17 protein-coding genes are annotated in these 15106 nt (G+C 65.3%); 9 read left to right on the plus strand and 8 right to left on the minus strand.

Annotation, left to right across the window (positions count from 1 at the left end):
• The first annotated feature begins 1 nt into the window (after position 1).
• From ureG to V9L18_RS02135, 5 genes are all read left to right on the plus strand, one after another.
• Positions 2-619: an urease accessory protein UreG gene (ureG, locus tag V9L18_RS02115; RefSeq protein ID WP_131134828.1), complete on the plus strand. Its 618-nt coding sequence runs from the start codon at positions 2-4 to the stop codon at positions 617-619.
• Entirely contained in the window at positions 616-1596 is a 981-nt protein-coding gene (locus V9L18_RS02120) for an urease accessory protein UreD (protein ID WP_337345518.1), read from the plus strand. The genes ureG and V9L18_RS02120 overlap by 4 nt, the downstream gene beginning before the upstream one ends.
• On the plus strand, positions 1596-2648 hold the full coding sequence (locus V9L18_RS02125) for a HoxN/HupN/NixA family nickel/cobalt transporter (RefSeq protein ID WP_337345519.1): 1053 nt from the start codon (positions 1596-1598) through the stop codon (positions 2646-2648). Before V9L18_RS02120 ends, V9L18_RS02125 begins: the two co-directional genes overlap by 1 nt.
• 10 nt (positions 2649-2658) lie before the next feature.
• The gene (locus V9L18_RS02130) at positions 2659-3627 is read left to right on the plus strand and encodes a serine hydrolase domain-containing protein (RefSeq protein WP_337345520.1); all 969 of its coding nucleotides are present in this window, start codon (positions 2659-2661) and stop codon (positions 3625-3627) included.
• 111 nt (positions 3628-3738) lie between these two features.
• Positions 3739-4098: a DUF1801 domain-containing protein gene (locus V9L18_RS02135; RefSeq protein ID WP_337345521.1), complete on the plus strand. Its 360-nt coding sequence runs from the start codon at positions 3739-3741 to the stop codon at positions 4096-4098.
• A 69-nt stretch (positions 4099-4167) separates the two neighbouring features.
• Here V9L18_RS02135 and V9L18_RS02140 read toward each other — a convergent pair whose 3' ends face one another.
• Positions 4168-4632, minus strand: a complete 465-nt coding sequence (locus V9L18_RS02140) for a transferase (RefSeq protein WP_337345522.1) — start codon at positions 4630-4632, stop codon at positions 4168-4170.
• A complete protein-coding gene (locus V9L18_RS02145; RefSeq protein ID WP_337345523.1) occupies positions 4616-5158 on the minus strand; it encodes a MepB family protein in 543 nt (180 codons plus the stop codon). The genes V9L18_RS02140 and V9L18_RS02145 overlap by 17 nt, the downstream gene beginning before the upstream one ends.
• Before the next feature lie 175 nt (positions 5159-5333).
• On the opposite strand from V9L18_RS02145, the gene V9L18_RS02150 reads away from it, so the two are divergent.
• Both V9L18_RS02150 and V9L18_RS02155 read left to right on the plus strand, forming a co-directional pair.
• Positions 5334-6086 (plus strand): GAF and ANTAR domain-containing protein, encoded by a 753-nt coding sequence (locus V9L18_RS02150; RefSeq protein WP_337345524.1) that lies wholly within the window; start codon positions 5334-5336, stop codon positions 6084-6086.
• 106 nt (positions 6087-6192) lie between these two features.
• Positions 6193-6321 carry a hypothetical protein gene (locus V9L18_RS02155; RefSeq protein ID WP_337345525.1) on the plus strand — a complete coding sequence of 43 codons (129 nt, stop codon included), beginning with the start codon at positions 6193-6195 and terminating at the stop codon, positions 6319-6321.
• 44 nt (positions 6322-6365) lie between these two features.
• Here V9L18_RS02155 and V9L18_RS02160 read toward each other — a convergent pair whose 3' ends face one another.
• From V9L18_RS02160 to V9L18_RS02180, 5 genes are all read right to left on the minus strand, one after another.
• A complete protein-coding gene (locus V9L18_RS02160) occupies positions 6366-6581 on the minus strand; it encodes a transcriptional regulator (RefSeq protein WP_104174334.1) in 216 nt (71 codons plus the stop codon).
• A 60-nt stretch (positions 6582-6641) separates the two neighbouring features.
• Positions 6642-7640, minus strand: coding sequence for a carbohydrate kinase family protein (locus V9L18_RS02165; RefSeq protein ID WP_337345526.1), 999 nt, complete (start codon positions 7638-7640; stop codon positions 6642-6644).
• 108 nt (positions 7641-7748) lie between these two features.
• On the minus strand, positions 7749-8543 hold the full coding sequence (locus V9L18_RS02170) for an ATP-binding cassette domain-containing protein (protein ID WP_337345527.1): 795 nt from the start codon (positions 8541-8543) through the stop codon (positions 7749-7751).
• The gene (locus V9L18_RS02175) at positions 8540-9589 is read right to left on the minus strand and encodes an ABC transporter permease (RefSeq protein WP_337345528.1); all 1050 of its coding nucleotides are present in this window, start codon (positions 9587-9589) and stop codon (positions 8540-8542) included. The genes V9L18_RS02170 and V9L18_RS02175 overlap by 4 nt, the downstream gene beginning before the upstream one ends.
• A 27-nt stretch (positions 9590-9616) precedes the next feature.
• Complete coding sequence (locus V9L18_RS02180; RefSeq protein WP_337345529.1) at positions 9617-10729, minus strand: substrate-binding domain-containing protein; 1113 nt, start codon at positions 10727-10729, stop codon at positions 9617-9619.
• Between the two features lie 164 nt (positions 10730-10893).
• On the opposite strand from V9L18_RS02180, the gene V9L18_RS02185 reads away from it, so the two are divergent.
• Complete coding sequence (locus V9L18_RS02185; protein WP_337345621.1) at positions 10894-11895, plus strand: LacI family DNA-binding transcriptional regulator; 1002 nt, start codon at positions 10894-10896, stop codon at positions 11893-11895.
• A 59-nt stretch (positions 11896-11954) separates the two neighbouring features.
• Positions 11955-12248 carry a putative quinol monooxygenase gene (locus V9L18_RS02190; protein ID WP_337345530.1) on the plus strand — a complete coding sequence of 98 codons (294 nt, stop codon included), beginning with the start codon at positions 11955-11957 and terminating at the stop codon, positions 12246-12248.
• 121 nt (positions 12249-12369) lie between these two features.
• Here the strand turns inward: V9L18_RS02190 and V9L18_RS02195 are convergent, their stop codons facing one another.
• A complete protein-coding gene (locus V9L18_RS02195) occupies positions 12370-15018 on the minus strand; it encodes a GH32 C-terminal domain-containing protein (RefSeq protein ID WP_337345531.1) in 2649 nt (882 codons plus the stop codon).
• Positions 15019-15106: the final 88 nt, after the last annotated feature.

Here is a 15106-nt window from a genome sequence, read left to right on the forward strand (position 1 = left end):
AATGACTGAACCCATCAAAATCGGCATCGGCGGCCCGGTGGGAGCCGGCAAAACCCAGCTCGTGGAGCGGCTCACCCGGCATATGAGCCGAGAAATTTCCATGGCCGCCATCACCAACGACATCTACACCATCGAGGATGCCAAAATCCTGGCGGCCAACGGCATCCTGCCCGAGGACCGGATCATCGGCGTCGAAACCGGCGGCTGCCCGCATACCGCCATCCGCGAAGACACCTCCATGAACACCGCCGCCATCGAGGAACTCAAAGCCCGCCACCCCGACCTGCAGGTCATCTTCGTCGAATCCGGCGGCGACAACCTCTCGGCCACCTTCAGCCCCGAACTCGTGGACTTCTCGATCTACATCATCGACGTGGCCCAAGGCGAAAAGATCCCCCGCAAAGCCGGCCAAGGCATGATCAAGTCCGATCTCTTCATCATCAACAAAACCGACCTCGCCCCCCACGTGGGAGCGGACCTCTCCGTCATGGAGAGGGATTCCAAGGAATTCCGCGGTAACAAGCCGTTCTGCTTCACCAACCTGAAAACCGACGAAGGGCTCGACGCCGTCATCGAATGGGTGCGGCGCGATGTCCTGATGCTCGACCTCGCAACATGAGCACGACGGCGGCAGCTCAGGTAGTCACCTCGCCGGCCGGGCTGGGTCCGGCGGCTTCGCCGGATTTGGGGCCGTGCCCGCTTCGCGGTGCCCACCACGCCGCGGCCCCCAAACCCGGCCTCGCCACCTCAGCGCTAAAGTCGCCGATGGGTGCGCTTGAACTGCAAGTCACCGTCCGGCAGGGGCGGTCGGTGGCCTCGCACCAGTTTCATCAAGGCGCCTTGAGAGTCTTGAGGCCGCATTACCTTGATGAGTCTGGGCAGGTTTGCTACGTCGTGGTGAATCCTGGCGGGGCGTATCTTGGGGCTGATTTGTTCCTCATCGACGTTGAAGTGGGGGATGGGGCTGATTTGTTGTTGACTACGCAGTCGGCGACGAAGATTTATCGGACTCCGGGGTCTTTTGCCGAGCAGCGGATGACCCTGCGGCTGGGGGAGGGGGCCCGGCTGGAGCTGACGCCTGACCAGCTGATCGCCTACCGGGAGGCCAGCTACCGGCAGAACACGCACATCACGGTGCGGCCGTCGTCGAGCCTGGTGATGGCTGAGGTGATCACGCCTGGCTGGTCGCCGGACGGGGCGTCCTTCCGCTACGAGGAGCTGCGGCTGCGTAATGAAATCCGCGTGGAAACCGGGGATCGCGGGCAGCTGCTGGCCCTCGACAACCTCCTGATCCGGCCGCCCGCCGGTGACGTCACGGGGCTGGGCTTTATGGAGGGCTTCAGCCATCTCGGCTCGCTGGTGGTGGTGGACCCGCGTGTTGACCAGGCGCTCGCCGATGAGCTCCACACTGTCACCGCGGAGCACCAGGCGCACACCGGCATCTCTCTGACGCGCTCTTTGGCCGGGACCACCGGACTGGTGCTGCGCTCGCTCTCGAACAGCACGGAGGAGCTCAACGGCCTGCTCGGCGCCTGCACGGCGCTGCTACGGGAACGCTGGTATGGGCAGGCGCCCCTGAACCTGAGGAAGTACTGATGACCGCCCTGACCCAGTTCGCCGTCATGTACCGCGAGCGCGACACCCTGCCGCTGCGGACCCGGCTGTTGTTCACCTTTGGTGCGGTGGCCGCCCTGCACATTGCCGCCGTCGTACTTCTGTTCACAGGGACAGCGGGAGGCGGCCAGCCGCTTGCCCTGGGCCTGGTGCTGACCGCGTACCTGGCGGGCGTCAAGCACAGTTACGACTGGGACCACCTAGCTGCGATCGACAACTCCACCCGGAAGTTCGTGGCGCAGCGGCAGGACCCGGTCAGTGTGGGCTTCGCGTTCAGCCTGGGCCACAGCTCGGTGGTGATCCTGGCCGGCGTCCTGGTGGTGGCCGGCGCCACCATGGTGGGGCAGTTCATGGAAGAAGGTTCCGCCGGCAACCTGGTGCTGGGCCTGATCGGCAGCGGGGTGTCCGGCCTGTTCCTGCTCGCGATGGGGATCTTCAACGGCTCCGCATTCGTCCGGGCGGCCCGGGCCTACCGGGGCGCACGGGCCGGGGGCCGTATCGCCGTCGAGGACCTGGAAGCGAAGGGCCTGGTGGCGCGGCTCCTGGCCAGGCCGCTGTCCCGCGTGCGCCGGCCGCGGAACATCTACGTGATCGGATTCCTGTTTGGGCTTGGCTTTGACACCGCCACCACCATCGGCCTGCTGGTGATGACGACTGCGGCCTCGCTGGCCGGCGTTTCTCCGCTCGCCCTGATCGCCCTGCCCGTCGCATTCACCGCCGCCATGACGCTCTGCGATTCGCTCAATGGCGTGGCGATGATGCGGATGTACCGCGCGGCCCTGGACGACCCGCAGCGGAAGCTCGGCTTCAATGCTGCGGTGACCGGCATCTCCGCGCTCTCTGCACTCTTTGTCGCAGTCATCACGCTGGGAGGCTTCGTCAACGCAGCGTTCGGGCTGGAAGATCCGCTGACCAGCTGGCTGGGCGCTATCGACCTCGGTGACGCCGGGCTCCTGCTGGTTGCCCTGCTCCTGGTGGTGTGGGGAGCGGCGTCCCTTCCTAGGCGGGGCAGCACTGCAGGGCGGACTGGGTAACGTAGGCGGCATGGATCTTGATGCCGGTCAGATGGACGGGTTACTGGGCGAACTGCGGCGCTCGCATCCCCGGCTTGCCATTGCCACCGTTCTCCGGGGGGAGACCACCACTACGGTCACCGGAGTCCAACCTGAGGCGGACTTCGAAATTGGCTCCATTTCCAAGGCGATCACCGGGCTCCTCTACACGGATGCTTGTGGCCGCGGCGAAGTTCTGCCATCCAGTACCTTGGCGGAGTTGCTGCCCCTGGGCGACTGCCCGGCCGGGCAACTCACCCTCGCATCCATCAGTACGCATTCATCAGGCTTGCCTCGGCTGCCCCGCTACGCCGATATGTGGAAGCGTTCGTACGCCCTCTGGCGGCACGGCCGTAACCCCTACGGCGAAGACTTGGCGGAGTTGCTGGCCCAGGCGCGCACGGTTCGGCTGAAATCGCTCCGCCCGCGGTACTCAAACCTCGGATTTGAACTGCTCGGCCACGCCGTGGCCGCCGGGGCAGGGCTGACCTTCAAGGAGTTGGTTGCCGAACGCCTGAGCACTGCGCTGGGACTCACTGCCACGTATGTGCCCGCGACGGAAAGCGAGCTGGGTCCCCAGGCCCTCACCGGTACCAACCGGAAGGGCCGCCGCCAGGATCCCTGGTTGGGCGAAGCGCTCGGCCCGGCCGGTGGCATCCGCTCCACCATCACGGACATGGCTGCCCTCGCGCGGGCCCTGCTGGATGGATCCGCACCTGGCCTCGGGGCCCTGGAACCTGTGGCCACCTTTGCAGGGCCGGCGGCACGCATTGGTGCTGCCTGGATGACACTGGAAGCCAAAGGCAGGACGGTGACGTGGCATAACGGGGGCACCGGCGGTTTCAGCTCCTGGATCGGCCTGGATCGCGAAGCCGGCTCCGCAGCTGTGCTGCTCTCGGCCACCACCGGCTCGATGGACCGCCACGGCTTCAGAATCCTGGCGCAACTCACGCAGCCGTAAGATCCCAGGGGCGGTGTGGTGCCCGGCAGGTTCCTAGACTGGGTGGATGATCACAGTCAGCGGCACCGTGGAAACCCGAGGCACAGCCACCGCATCCCGGAAGGCCGGATCATGTCCAACCGCAATCCAGAGGTAGACACCTGGCTGGCGAACTATGCCAACCCCCAACGCGATCTGGTGGCCAGGGTCCGTGAGTTCATCATGGACCTGTCGCCTGAGCTGAGCGAAGCCGTGAAGTGGCAGGCGCCGACCTTTATGTACAAGGGCAACATTGCTTCGTTTTTCCCTAAGGCGAGGAAGAACGTCACGCTGATGTTCCACCAGGGCGCAACCATCAATGACCCGCTGGGGCTTCTGGAAGGTGACGGGGAAACCTCCCGCGTGGCCCGCTTCCTTGATGCGGCCGACTTCGAAGCCAAGAAGCCGGCGCTGGAAGCTGTCATCGAGGGCTGGATCCGGGACCATTCCTAGGTCCCGGACGCGGCGCCTGCGGACCGCTGGTGAAAAGGCACAGACGACGACGGCGGCACGGGCACCCGCTTAGGCGGCTTGCCGGTTCTGGGCCTTCCGCGACCGTGGCTGGGCGCCGCGCTTTGCCGGCACGGCACGGGGCCTGCGCCGGGGCTCCGCGGCGACGTGGCCGCCGTCGGGAACCCTGCTGTCAGCGTGCAGGCTTGAGCCGTGTTCGATGACGGCACCGGCTCCGATGCGCGAGTGGCTGCCGATGTGGACACGGTTGCCGATGACCGTTCCATGGCCCACATGCACGGCGTCCCCGATGACGGTACGTTCGCCCACCTGTGCCTGGCGGTCGATCCAGCTGCCGTGGCCCACCCGGGAGCCTGACCCGATCCGGGCTCCTGGCTCGACGTAGGTCATGGACCCCAGGCGCGCACTTTCAGCGACGTACGCCCCTGGGCCAACAAAGCCCCCTCCGTTGGCGTGCCGCCGGTACCGGATGACCCTCCCGGCGTCGTCCTCAACTGATTCAATCTGCCTGCTCATGCCGTCCTTCTCCAAGGCTCGGGGACATTCTCCCGTGCATAGAGTTAACGGTGGGGAAACCCGGTGGATTCCCGCCGAAGTAGAACTCAAGCTGCCAGCGCTGGGTGGCCTGCGCCGTCCGGTTCGTGGGGGCCGACCCTGGCGGGTACACGCGCATGGCCCGCTTTCCGCCCACGAAGTCCGTGGACACCACGCCGCGGGCGAGCAGCGCGTCCAGGGGAAAGGCGAAATGCCCGAAACCGTCTTCGCCGCTGACGCCGACCACAAACAGGTCAACTCCGTCGGAGGCGTCGAAAGGCCGGATGGGACCGCCGCCGTCGGGGGCCGTCCGCTGCCAGAGCGTGACAAACTGGCCTGCCTTCTTCGGGGTTGTCCTGGCAGCACGGAAGGCTGCCAGGAGTCCGTCGACGTGGAACGTGTGCGCCTCATAGTCGCGGCCTTCGATGTCAGCCTGTGGCTCCGAGACGGCAAATCCAAGGGTTCGATAGTGGGAAATGATGGCCAGCAGATGCGGAGACAGAGGCATCCCCGGAGCATACCTTCAGTGCGTCGATGCAGGTGAAAGGCTTGTGGGGTCTGGCAGGACCATGCCGTCAGCTATTCCGCACTACAGGCGCCGGGAGTAAGCTTCAATGACCGGAGGCGGTAGCCGGCCTGCAGCGTTGAGGCTGGCTTGGCTTGCATTGTGTTCAGGGGGGACATTGGTAGCCGCAAAGGTCTCAAACAACGAAGTTTTCACTGATGTTGCTCTGCACCTCCAGGACCTGGTTCTGGGAAATCCGTGCGTGGAGCAGGTGCTGGGGGACTTGGCCGCGTATGCGGCCGGCCGGCTCAGCATTCGGGGCGAGGAAGTATCCTGCGGGATTTGGCTGGTGCGGAGCAGGAAATCCAGCACTGCTGCCGGCAGCGATCCGCCCGCGCGCCACATGGTGCGGGCGGAGGGCAGCTGCGGGCAGGGTCCGGGAGTCTCGGCCAGCGACCACAAGGAAGCAGTACACGTTCCGGACCTGCGGCTGGAGGAGCGCTGGCCCCAGTACACCCGGGCGGTGGCAGGGCAGGGCATCCTGTCGGCCCTGTCCGTGCCCCTGACGCTGGAGAGTCCCAGCCGGGGTGTGCTGAATCTCTACAGCCGCTTGCCCAAGGCATTCGACGGACCATGTATCGACAGGGCTGAAGCCTTCGCCGAACAGGCGTCGAAGGGCCTGAGACTGGTGCTGAGGCTTGCGCGGCTGCAGGACACCCGTGACGAGCTGAAGGCCGCGATGGAGTCCAGGACGGTCATCGATCTTGCCACTGGAGCCATCATGGCCAAGCACAAATGCAGCCAACACGCAGCATTCAAGGTCCTCCTGCGAGCCTCGAACACCCGCAACATCAAGCTCCACGATGTGGCATCCCAGGTGGTAGCGACGCTCTCAGGAAACCCCGGAGCCGTCACCCATTTCAACGAATAGCTGCGTTCCCTGCACCAGCCCAACGGGTGCGCGGGACATCGGTGCCCGTCGGAGACGGACAGGCGTCTCCGCGATGCTGTTCCTGCCGGTTGCTGCGGTGATTTTCGTGAGCCGCCCGCCGGATCCCTTCGCCGTGCTGGGGGCAGCACAGTGGTGCGGGATTGGGCTCATTGTCATAGCCAACGCCGGCGCGCTCCTGTTCCCCGGCCGCAGCTCATCCAGCCGCTTCGACTAGTTCCAGCCGGTGAAAACACAGAACCCTGAACAGATGGTCCGCGTCTACTGTTTCCCGTATTTCCGGTGGACCGCCTGCTTGCTCACGCCCAGGCACAGCGCGATTGCTTCCCAGGACAGTCCTGCCTGCCGAGCCTTGCGGACCAGGGATGCCTCGGTCCTTCCCACTTCCTTCTGCAGCTCGGCGACCGCATACAGCGCTTCCGCAGGACCTTTTCCGTCCATTGACGCAACGAGTGTCTTCATTCGCTCCACCTCCATTCGTCAACTTTAGTTGACGAATGGAGGTACGTCAACATATGTTGACGTGCCGTTTGGGGCTTATCGGCTCTGGGCTACGAGATTCTCCGGGCCGCCCGGCACGGGCGCGGCCAGGTCGGACTCCGGAAGGTCCGCGGCCAGCTCGGCGGCTGTGGGCGGATTTGCGCCCGGTCGGCGCACTGTGATGGCTGCCGCCTTCGAGGCCGTCTGCCCGATGGCGGTCAGGACGTCCCGTCCCAGGCCCTCGGTCCGGCGGAAGAGGAGCCCGTAGATCAGCGCCGCCATGTATGAGTCGCCGGCGCCGATGGTGTCAGCCACTTTAGACCGGATGGCGGGGATGAAGAGCTGGGTGGCAGGGGTCGCCAACAGGGAACCTTCCCCGCCGCGTGTCACCACTGCCAGCCCGGCACCCAACGTGAGGATCCGTCCGGCGGCGGCCTCGAGGCTGACTCCCGGGTAAAGCCAGGCGGCGTCCTCGTCGCTGAGCTTGACCACGTCTGTCAGGGGAACCAGGTCTTCGAAGATGTTCCGGGCTTCTGCCTGGCTGCCAAGCAGGGCGGGGCGGATGTTTGGATCGTAGGTGACCAGGCACTCGCGGTGTGACTGTTCCAGAAGTGCCCTCACCGCCGTCGCGCCCGGTGCCAGGAACGTGGCGATGGATCCGGTGTGGAGCACTTTGGGCAGGTGGGCGGGGGCAATGCGCGGCAGGTCCCAGCTGATGTCGAAGTCGTACTCGGCTGAGCCGTCCGCGGCAATGGTTGCCGTGGCGGACCCCGTGCGCGTGGCGTTGTATGAGCCCCGGAGGAGTTCGACGCCGGCGCGCTGCAGGTGTGCCGCGATCGCCTCGCCGCGGGCATCCTGGCCCAGTGACGTCAGCAAGGCCGTGGAAACTCCGAGGCGCCCCAGGCCATAGGCCACGTTCATCGGCGAGCCGCCCGGATGTTCGATGGGGCCAGTGGGGGAGGCGACTACGTCAACGAGTGCTTCGCCGATGACAATGACGTCAGGGGCCGCCGCGGGGTGAGTTGTTGACGTGGGGCTGGGGGAGGTGCTGTGCACGGGGAGCCTTTCATGGGGCCGTCCGCGGGCCTGGTGCAGGCCCGCGGACGGAGGTGGAGATCCATCGGGTTGGGGATGGGATGGGGTGATGAAGGGATTAGTGCTGGATCACGCGGTGGCCGCACCGGTCATGATGGCCACCGCATCGGTCATGGTGTGGGACTGCGGGGTGATGGTGGCCGCGCATTTGCCCAGCCGCTGGATGTGGATCCGGTCCGCCACGTCGAACACGTGCGGCATGTTGTGGCTGATCAGGATGACGGGCAGCCCCCGGTCCCGGAGGTCCCTGACCAGTTGCAGGACCTGGTTGGACTCCCGGACGCCGAGCGCCGCCGTCGGCTCGTCCAGCACAACCACCTTGGAACCGAACGCTGCGGCCCGTGCCACCGCCACGGCCTGGCGCTGGCCGCCGGAGAGGTTCTCCACGGGGACCGTGACGTCCTGCAGCGTGGAGATGCCCAGCCGGGTCAGCTCCTCCTTCGCCTTGCGGCGCATGCCCTTGGTGTCCAGGACGCGGAAGATGCTGCCGAGCGGACCAGCCACGCGTTCCTCCCGGCCCAGGAACAGGTTGGAGGCAACATCGAGCGCCGGTGAGACGGCGAGGTTCTGGTAGACGGTTTCGATCCCGTGGGCGCGGGCGTCCTGCGGGCGCTTAAAGTGGACCGGCTGGCCGGACACCATCAGCTCTCCCGAATCGGGAATCTCGGCCCCGGTGAGGCATTTGATCAGGGTGGACTTGCCGGCGCCGTTATCGCCGATGATCGCCAGGACCTCGCCCGGGTAGAGGTCCAGGCTGACGCCGTCGAGGCCTACCACCCGGCCGAAGGTCTTGACGAGGTTCCTGGCCTGCAGGATGGGCTGGCGGACCTCGGTGCCGGCGGATTCCAGCTGGGACGCGGTCATGACTTCACCTTTCGGATCCACTGGTCGATGGACACAGCGAGGATGATAAGAACGCCCACGGCGAGGGTCTGGTACAGCACGTCCAGGCCCGCAAGGGAGAGTCCATTGCGGAACACGCCGACGATCAGCGCGCCCAGGAGGGTTCCCCACACTGAACCGCGCCCGCCGAAGAGGCTGGTTCCACCGATCACGACGGCGGTGATGGAGTCGAGGTTCAGGTCGACGCCGGCGTTGGGGCTGGCTGCGTTGGTGCGGCCGATCTGGATCCAGGCGCCGATGGCCAGCACTGCCCCGGCGGCAAGGTAGACGCTCATGAGGACTTTGTTCACCGCGATGCCGGCCAGGCGGGCGGCTTCTTTGTCATCGCCGACGGCGTAGACGTGCCGGCCCCAGGCGGTTTTGCCCAGGATGAACGCGATGGCGATGTAGAGAAGCAACATCACGACGACGCCGGTGGAGATCCGCACAGGGCCCACCGGGAAGGTGCTTCCTGTCCAGGTCAGCAGGTCCGGCATTGCGGAGCCGCGAACCGTCGCTCCGTTGGAGTAGAGCAGCGTCAGCGCGATGAAGATGTTAAGCGTGCCCAGCGTGACGATGAACGGAGGGAGGCGGAACCTGGTGACCAGGAACCCGTTCAGGGCGCCGGCTGCGAGTCCGACGACCAGGCCTGTGAGCAGAGCAACGGGTGCCGGCAGTCCGTTGTTGACAGCGAGTTGGGCCACGACCATGGAAGAGAGGATCATGACGGCTCCGACGGACAGGTCGATGCCGGCAGTGAGGATGATGAGCGTCTGGGCGATGGCGAGGGTGCCAACGACGGAGACCTGCTGGGTAATCAGGGACAGGTTCTCAACCCGCAGGAACCTGTCATTGAGCAGTCCGAACACAACGACGGCGATGAGCAGGACGAGGGCGGGGCTGACGGCGGGGTAGCGGTGCAGGATGTTGCGTATCCGGCTGAGCGGCGTCCTCCGATCGAGGAATTCTTCTGCCAGGTCCGTCTGCTTCCCTGCGGCGGGCGGACCGGCGGTCTGTTGCTGGGTCACGGTTTCTCCTGAGATCGTTCTGCCCTCTTACTTGCCCCAGCAGATGTCGCTGGCCTCGGTCGTGGTGATGCTCTTGACGCCGTCTGCGGGCTTGTCCGTAACCAGCTCAACGCCGGTGTTGAAGAAGTCCAGGCCCTCGGAGTTGGCAGGCTTCTTGCCGGTCTTGGCCAGTTCGACGATGGCTTTGACGCCCATTTCGGCCATCTTGACCGGGTACTGCTGTGCGGTGGCGCCGATGACGCCGGACTTCACGTTGTCCACCCCGGCGCAGCCGCCGTCTACGGAGACAATCAGGACGTCCTTCTCCTTGCCGGCTGACTTCAGGGCTTCATATGCGCCCGCTGCTGCAGGCTCATTGATGGTGTAGACAACGTTGATGTTGGGGTTCTTGGACAGGAGGGTCTCCATGCCGGTACGGCCGCCGTCTTCGGCACCTTGGGATGCCTGGCTGCCAACGATCTCGTATTCGCCGCCCTTGCCGCCGGTGTACTTGCCGGTCTTGGCCTCGTCACCGTTCTTCTTGGCGTCCGCCGTGTCGATGCCGAGTCCGGTCAGGAAGCCCTGGTCGCGGTTGTAGTCAACGGAAACTACCTTGTCGTCGAACAGGTCCAGGAGGGCGATGGTGGCTTTCTTGCCGGCAAGCTGGGTTGCGGTCCACTTGCCGATCAGCTCTCCGGCAGCAAAGTTGTCGGTGGCAAAGGTGATGTCCGCGGCGTCGGCGGGGTCCGGCGGGGTATCCAGGGCGATGACAAAGAGTCCGGCGTCCTTGGCCTTCTTCAGGGCGTCCACCACGGACGGGCCGTTGGGGGTGATCAGGATTCCCTTGTCGCCTTTGGAGATAGCGTTTTCGATGGCCTGGATCTGGGTGTCTTCGTCGCCGTCGGCCTTGCCGGCGGCGAGCTTCAGGTCAACGCCGTCTGCCTCCGCTGCCTTCTTGGCGCCTTCCTGCATGGAAACGAAGAACGGGTTGGACGTGGTCTTGACGATCAGCGACACGCCCACCTTTTCGCCGGAGTCGGTGCCAGAGGTGGCTGGGGAATTTCCGCCGCAGGCGGTGAGGCTCAGGGTGCCGAGGGTCAGGACCGCTCCCGCGGCAACCAGGCGGCGGGCGATGGTGCGCGGTGTCTTGGAAGTCAACATTGAATCTCCTGGGTTCGTGGCACATCCCGTGCCTGACAACGATGTCAGGCATCATGTAATCAGCGTCACACGGTAGAGTCAAGGTAAATTCGATGATGAAGGACGAAATCATGACAACGATGTCGAATCGTTATTCGGCAGACCCAGCCAAGAACCGGCCCACGATGCGCCATGTGGCCGCGCTGGCCGGAGTGGGCATCAAGACCGTCTCGCGGGTGATGAACGATGAGCCTGGAGTCTCCGAGGCCACCCGGCAGCGCGTTCTTGGCGCTTCGCAGCAGCTGAACTACCAGTTGGACTTGGCGGCGGGCAGCCTGCGGCGCGCCGGACGCCAGACGCTCTCCATGGGGCTGCTGCTGCCCAGCGTGGCCAACCCGTTCAGCAGCGAGATCCACCGCGCCATGGAAGACACGCTGGCGGCTCGTGGCATCGCCGTGTTCGCGGCCAGCCTGGACGATGACCCTGAGCGGGAGAAGTCGCTAGTGGCGGCCTTCCTCGGCCGGCGCGTCGATGGCCTTGTACTGACCCCCATTGCCCGCAGCCAGGCCTATGCCATCCCGGAACACTCCAGGGACCTGCCCTTGGTCTTCATTGACCGCGAGCCCGTAGGCATCGAGGCTGACGCCGTGGTGACGGACAACGCCGTCGGCGCGGCGCGGGCGGCTGCGCACCTTATGGCCCACGGCCACACGAAGCTGGCCTACCTGGGCGACCGTCCGGACATTCAGACCGCCCGGGAACGCCGGCGTGGCTTCATCGAGGAACTGGGCCGGGCGGGGTTGCCCACCGCCGCTATGCCAGTCCGGGAAGGACTCCACAACGAGGAAACAGCCAGGCAGGCGGCCTTGGAGATCCTCACCGCCCAGAACCCTCCCACGGCGATCTTCTCCAGCCAGAACCTCGTGACGTTCGGCGTCATGCGCGCCCTGAAGGAACTTGGCGCCAGCCGCCGCGTGGCATTGGTGGGCTTTGACGACTTCGCCCTAGCGGACATGATGGAGCCAGGCATCACCGTCATTGCGCAGCACCCGGAGCGGATCGGCAAGCTTGCCGCCCAGCGGTTGCTGGCACGCATCGACGGCGACGAGCAGCCGCCCCAGACCTATGTTGTACCGTCCGAACTCATCCAGCGCGGCTCCGGCGAACTCCCGCCGCCCGCCGGCTGAACCGACCAGGCCCAAGCATCAGCAGATCCAGATAATCCAGAAATCCAGAGGGGACAACCATGACAAAGACGCTCTACGCCGAATTCACCGTCAAGCCCGGCAGCGAAGACCGGGTGGCGGAGATGATGCGCCAGCTGACTGCGGAAGTACGGCGGGAACCGGGGAACCAGCTGTTCCTGCCGTATACCCGGGAAACAAATCCGCGTGAGTACTTCGTGTTCGAGGTCTACGAGGACGACGCCGCCTTCCAGGAACACATCAGCGCAGATTACGGTGCTCGGTTCAATGGCGAGCTCGCGGACCTGATCGAAGAGGACGGCTCCGTACTGACTTGGCTCCAGCCGGTCCACTGACCACCCGCGCCACTTAATTCCCGCGCTATAGACGCCAAAACCCGGGCTTGTCCGCAACTCCGAACCGTTATGGCAAGGAACTGCGAACAAGCCCGGGACTGGAGAGCCGGGCGGGCGCAGGCTACTGCTGGCGGTCCTTAACCGGCTTCGCCACAGTGCTGAACATCGACTGCGCCAGCGGCGTCACGGTGACCGATTTCAATTGCGCCGTGCCGCCGTCGGCAAAGAGCGCCACTTGGTTGGCGCCCGCCACAGGGAACACCTGGTCCGTGATGGTCCGCTGCCCGCCCTGGGTGAAGACCTCCACCGAAGACCTGTCGAGGTACACCCGGAGTGTCACGGTGCCGTCAGCGTCCAGGGTTACGGGCGCAGAGTCCACCGACGTGAACAGTGGGTGGAAGCCGGTGTCTCCCGAATTCTGCCGGTCCACGTACACCTCGCCGGTGGTCCGGTCGTAGCCGATCACCGTAGCGGCGTTGCCGTTCCCCAGCACGGTGATTCCGGCACGGGACGCTGTGCCCGGTGCGAGGGTAACGTCGATCCTCTGGACCTGGCCCCAGGCGGCCGCGGGAAGCGTGGTGGTGCCAGGCGTGATGTCCCGGGCCCGCTTCTCGGCGTAGCTTGGCTTGGTGGCAAGGTCATCCACCTGCTTGACGGCCTTCTGGGTGAGGCGTGGCCCGTCCGCAGTCTGGGTCAGCGCCACTTCCCTGGGCAGTGACATGGCGCTGCGCCATGGTGACGTAGGGATGGCCTGCGCGTAATCCCAGTTGTTCATCCAGCCCAGCATGATGCGCTTGTCCTGGGGCATGTTGGCGAAGGAAACCGACGCGTAATAGTCCCGGCCGTAGTCCAGCCAGTCGTACGTCTGGATCCGAGGGGTGGCTGCCTGCTCCGACGCCACGAACTCATCTGCCAGGATGTGGCCCCAGCCAAACCGGTTGTTGTCCACCACCCTGATGCTGGCCTGCCGGCCCTTGAATTCGGCGACGTTCCACGAGGCCCAATCCAGGACCTCGCTGTTCGCGCCTGTGGCTGTCCGGACCACCTGGCCGTCCACCACCAGGTTTACGGTGGTCTCGTCGGACCGCGGCACTGCGGCCTGGTCCGTGAGCATCACGTGGTCCAACGTCAGGTGGCCCCAGCCGCCCGTGGCCTGGTCCACGACCCGCAGTTGGGCCTCCTGTCCGGCGAACTCCGCAACATCCCAGCCCTTCCAGTTCAGGGCGCCGGAATCATCCCCGGCCAGGCTGCGCACCACGTTGCCGCCCACCAGCAGCTGGACCTCCAGTTGCTGGCCAGAGCCCGCGGCTCGGTGCCCGCCGCCCACCAGCATGCTCATGAAGTTCCGGGAGAGCGTGAACGACGGCGACGTCATGGTTCCCTGCCTGTCGTCACCGGGTGCGCCGCCAGTCTCAAACGTGTTGATCCGCTTGGCGCCTATAAAGAAGTCGCCGCCGGACGTGGCGGGTTGGAAAGTCGGTGCCAGGTCGCCCGTACCGGACCACCCGGCGTCGGCCATTGATGTTCCGTCCGGAACCTCGAAGCCGTCGAACAGCAGGTCGCCGGCCGGCGGGGTGTTGTCCAGCTTGTCCGAGACGCGGGGGTGCTGGCCGCCGCCCACGAGGAAATTCAGGTAATCGCTGGCGACGGTGAACTGAGGCGATTCGGCGGTGCCGAGGGGCCAGTCGCCGTCGTTGAAGGAGTTGATCAGCCCCGCCCCGGCAAAGCCGCTCACCGTGTTTTGTCCCGGCAGCGAGCCGGCCGCGGGAGCATCTCCGAACGGGCCGTTCTTCCAGTTGCCGGGCTCATTGGCTACCGTCCAGCCATCGTAGGTGCCGTTGTTGAACCCTGCCAGCGGAGTCCCGGCGGGCAGCGTGTCGCTGCCCTTGGTGGTCTCGGAAGTGAAGGTGGTGCCGTCGAAATTACCCACAAAGTACTGCCCGGCCGATCCGCCAGCCACGCCTCCGGGATTGATGTTGACCACCATGACCCATTTGATGTTGGAGGGGTCGCCGTCCACGGCCAGGGGGAAGAGGTCCGGGCATTCCCAGAGCCCGCCCGTGGCGTTCGCAGGCCCGAACTCGCTCAGGAGTGTCCAGTCCTTGAGGTTGCCGGATTTGTACAGCAGGACCTTGTGCTCCATGGCTTCGACGGCGGCCATTACCCAGTAGCCGCCGCCATCTGGCGTGCTGTACCAAAAGACTTTGGGATCGCGGAAGTTTGCCGAGTTGCGGTTCAGCACCGGGTTGGCGTCGTACTTGGTCCACGTCTGCCCGTCGTCAACGCTGTAGGCCAGCGACTGCGCCTGTAGGCCTGCATGGGGCGAGCCCGGCTTGTAGGCGCTGGTATACACGGCCACCAGCGGCGGGTTCTCCGCGGTTCCGAACCCCGAGGTGTTGTCCTTATCCACCACGACGCTCCCGGAGAAGATGTCCTGCTGGTCATCGGTGGCGATGGCCAGCGGCTGTTCCTTCCAGTGCGTCAGGTCGGTGGAGGTGGCATGCCCCCAGGACATGTTGCCCCACGTATTTCCCGACGGGTTGTGCTGGTAGTACAGGTGGTAGACGCCCTTGTGGAAGACCATTCCGTTGGGATCGTTCATCCAGTTCTGTTGCGGTGTGTAGTGGTAAGCGGGCCTGTGCTGCTCGCCGCCGAGGGGCGTTTCTGAGCCCCAGGCCGGAACCGATCCGGCGAGTGCTGCGGCGAGGCTGAGGCCTGCCAGGGTAAGTGTCGAACAGGTACGAACCGTCCGGGATTTATTGATCTGCATGGATAGGGGCTGCCCTTCATCGCGCGTGCCTAGTTGATAGACAACGTTGTCAGTGTCAGGAACGGTAGGGGATGTCCACCAGACAAGT

Source organism: Pseudarthrobacter sp. CCNWLW217, assembly GCF_037203985.1.
In the GTDB taxonomy this organism is placed as follows: Bacteria; Actinomycetota; Actinomycetes; order Actinomycetales; family Micrococcaceae; genus Arthrobacter.

Excerpts from the sequence above, each read along its gene's own strand:
- ureG (WP_131134828.1), top strand. The coding sequence starts at position 2 with ATGACTGAACCCATCAAAATCGGCATCGGCGGCCCGGTGGGAGCCGGC.
- V9L18_RS02120 (WP_337345518.1), top strand. The coding sequence starts at position 616 with ATGAGCACGACGGCGGCAGCTCAGGTAGTCACCTCGCCGGCCGGGCTG.
- V9L18_RS02125 (WP_337345519.1), top strand. The coding sequence starts at position 1,596 with ATGACCGCCCTGACCCAGTTCGCCGTCATGTACCGCGAGCGCGACACC.
- V9L18_RS02130 (WP_337345520.1), top strand. The coding sequence starts at position 2,659 with ATGGATCTTGATGCCGGTCAGATGGACGGGTTACTGGGCGAACTGCGG.
- V9L18_RS02135 (WP_337345521.1), top strand. The coding sequence starts at position 3,739 with ATGTCCAACCGCAATCCAGAGGTAGACACCTGGCTGGCGAACTATGCC.
- V9L18_RS02140 (WP_337345522.1), bottom strand. The coding sequence starts at position 4,632 with ATGAGCAGGCAGATTGAATCAGTTGAGGACGACGCCGGGAGGGTCATC.
- V9L18_RS02145 (WP_337345523.1), bottom strand. The coding sequence starts at position 5,158 with ATGCCTCTGTCTCCGCATCTGCTGGCCATCATTTCCCACTATCGAACC.
- V9L18_RS02160 (WP_104174334.1), bottom strand. The coding sequence starts at position 6,581 with ATGGAGGTGGAGCGAATGAAGACACTCGTTGCGTCAATGGACGGAAAA.
- V9L18_RS02170 (WP_337345527.1), bottom strand. The coding sequence starts at position 8,543 with ATGACCGCGTCCCAGCTGGAATCCGCCGGCACCGAGGTCCGCCAGCCC.
- V9L18_RS02180 (WP_337345529.1), bottom strand. The coding sequence starts at position 10,729 with ATGTTGACTTCCAAGACACCGCGCACCATCGCCCGCCGCCTGGTTGCC.
- V9L18_RS02185 (WP_337345621.1), top strand. The coding sequence starts at position 10,894 with ATGCGCCATGTGGCCGCGCTGGCCGGAGTGGGCATCAAGACCGTCTCG.
- V9L18_RS02190 (WP_337345530.1), top strand. The coding sequence starts at position 11,955 with ATGACAAAGACGCTCTACGCCGAATTCACCGTCAAGCCCGGCAGCGAA.
- V9L18_RS02195 (WP_337345531.1), bottom strand. The coding sequence starts at position 15,018 with ATGCAGATCAATAAATCCCGGACGGTTCGTACCTGTTCGACACTTACC.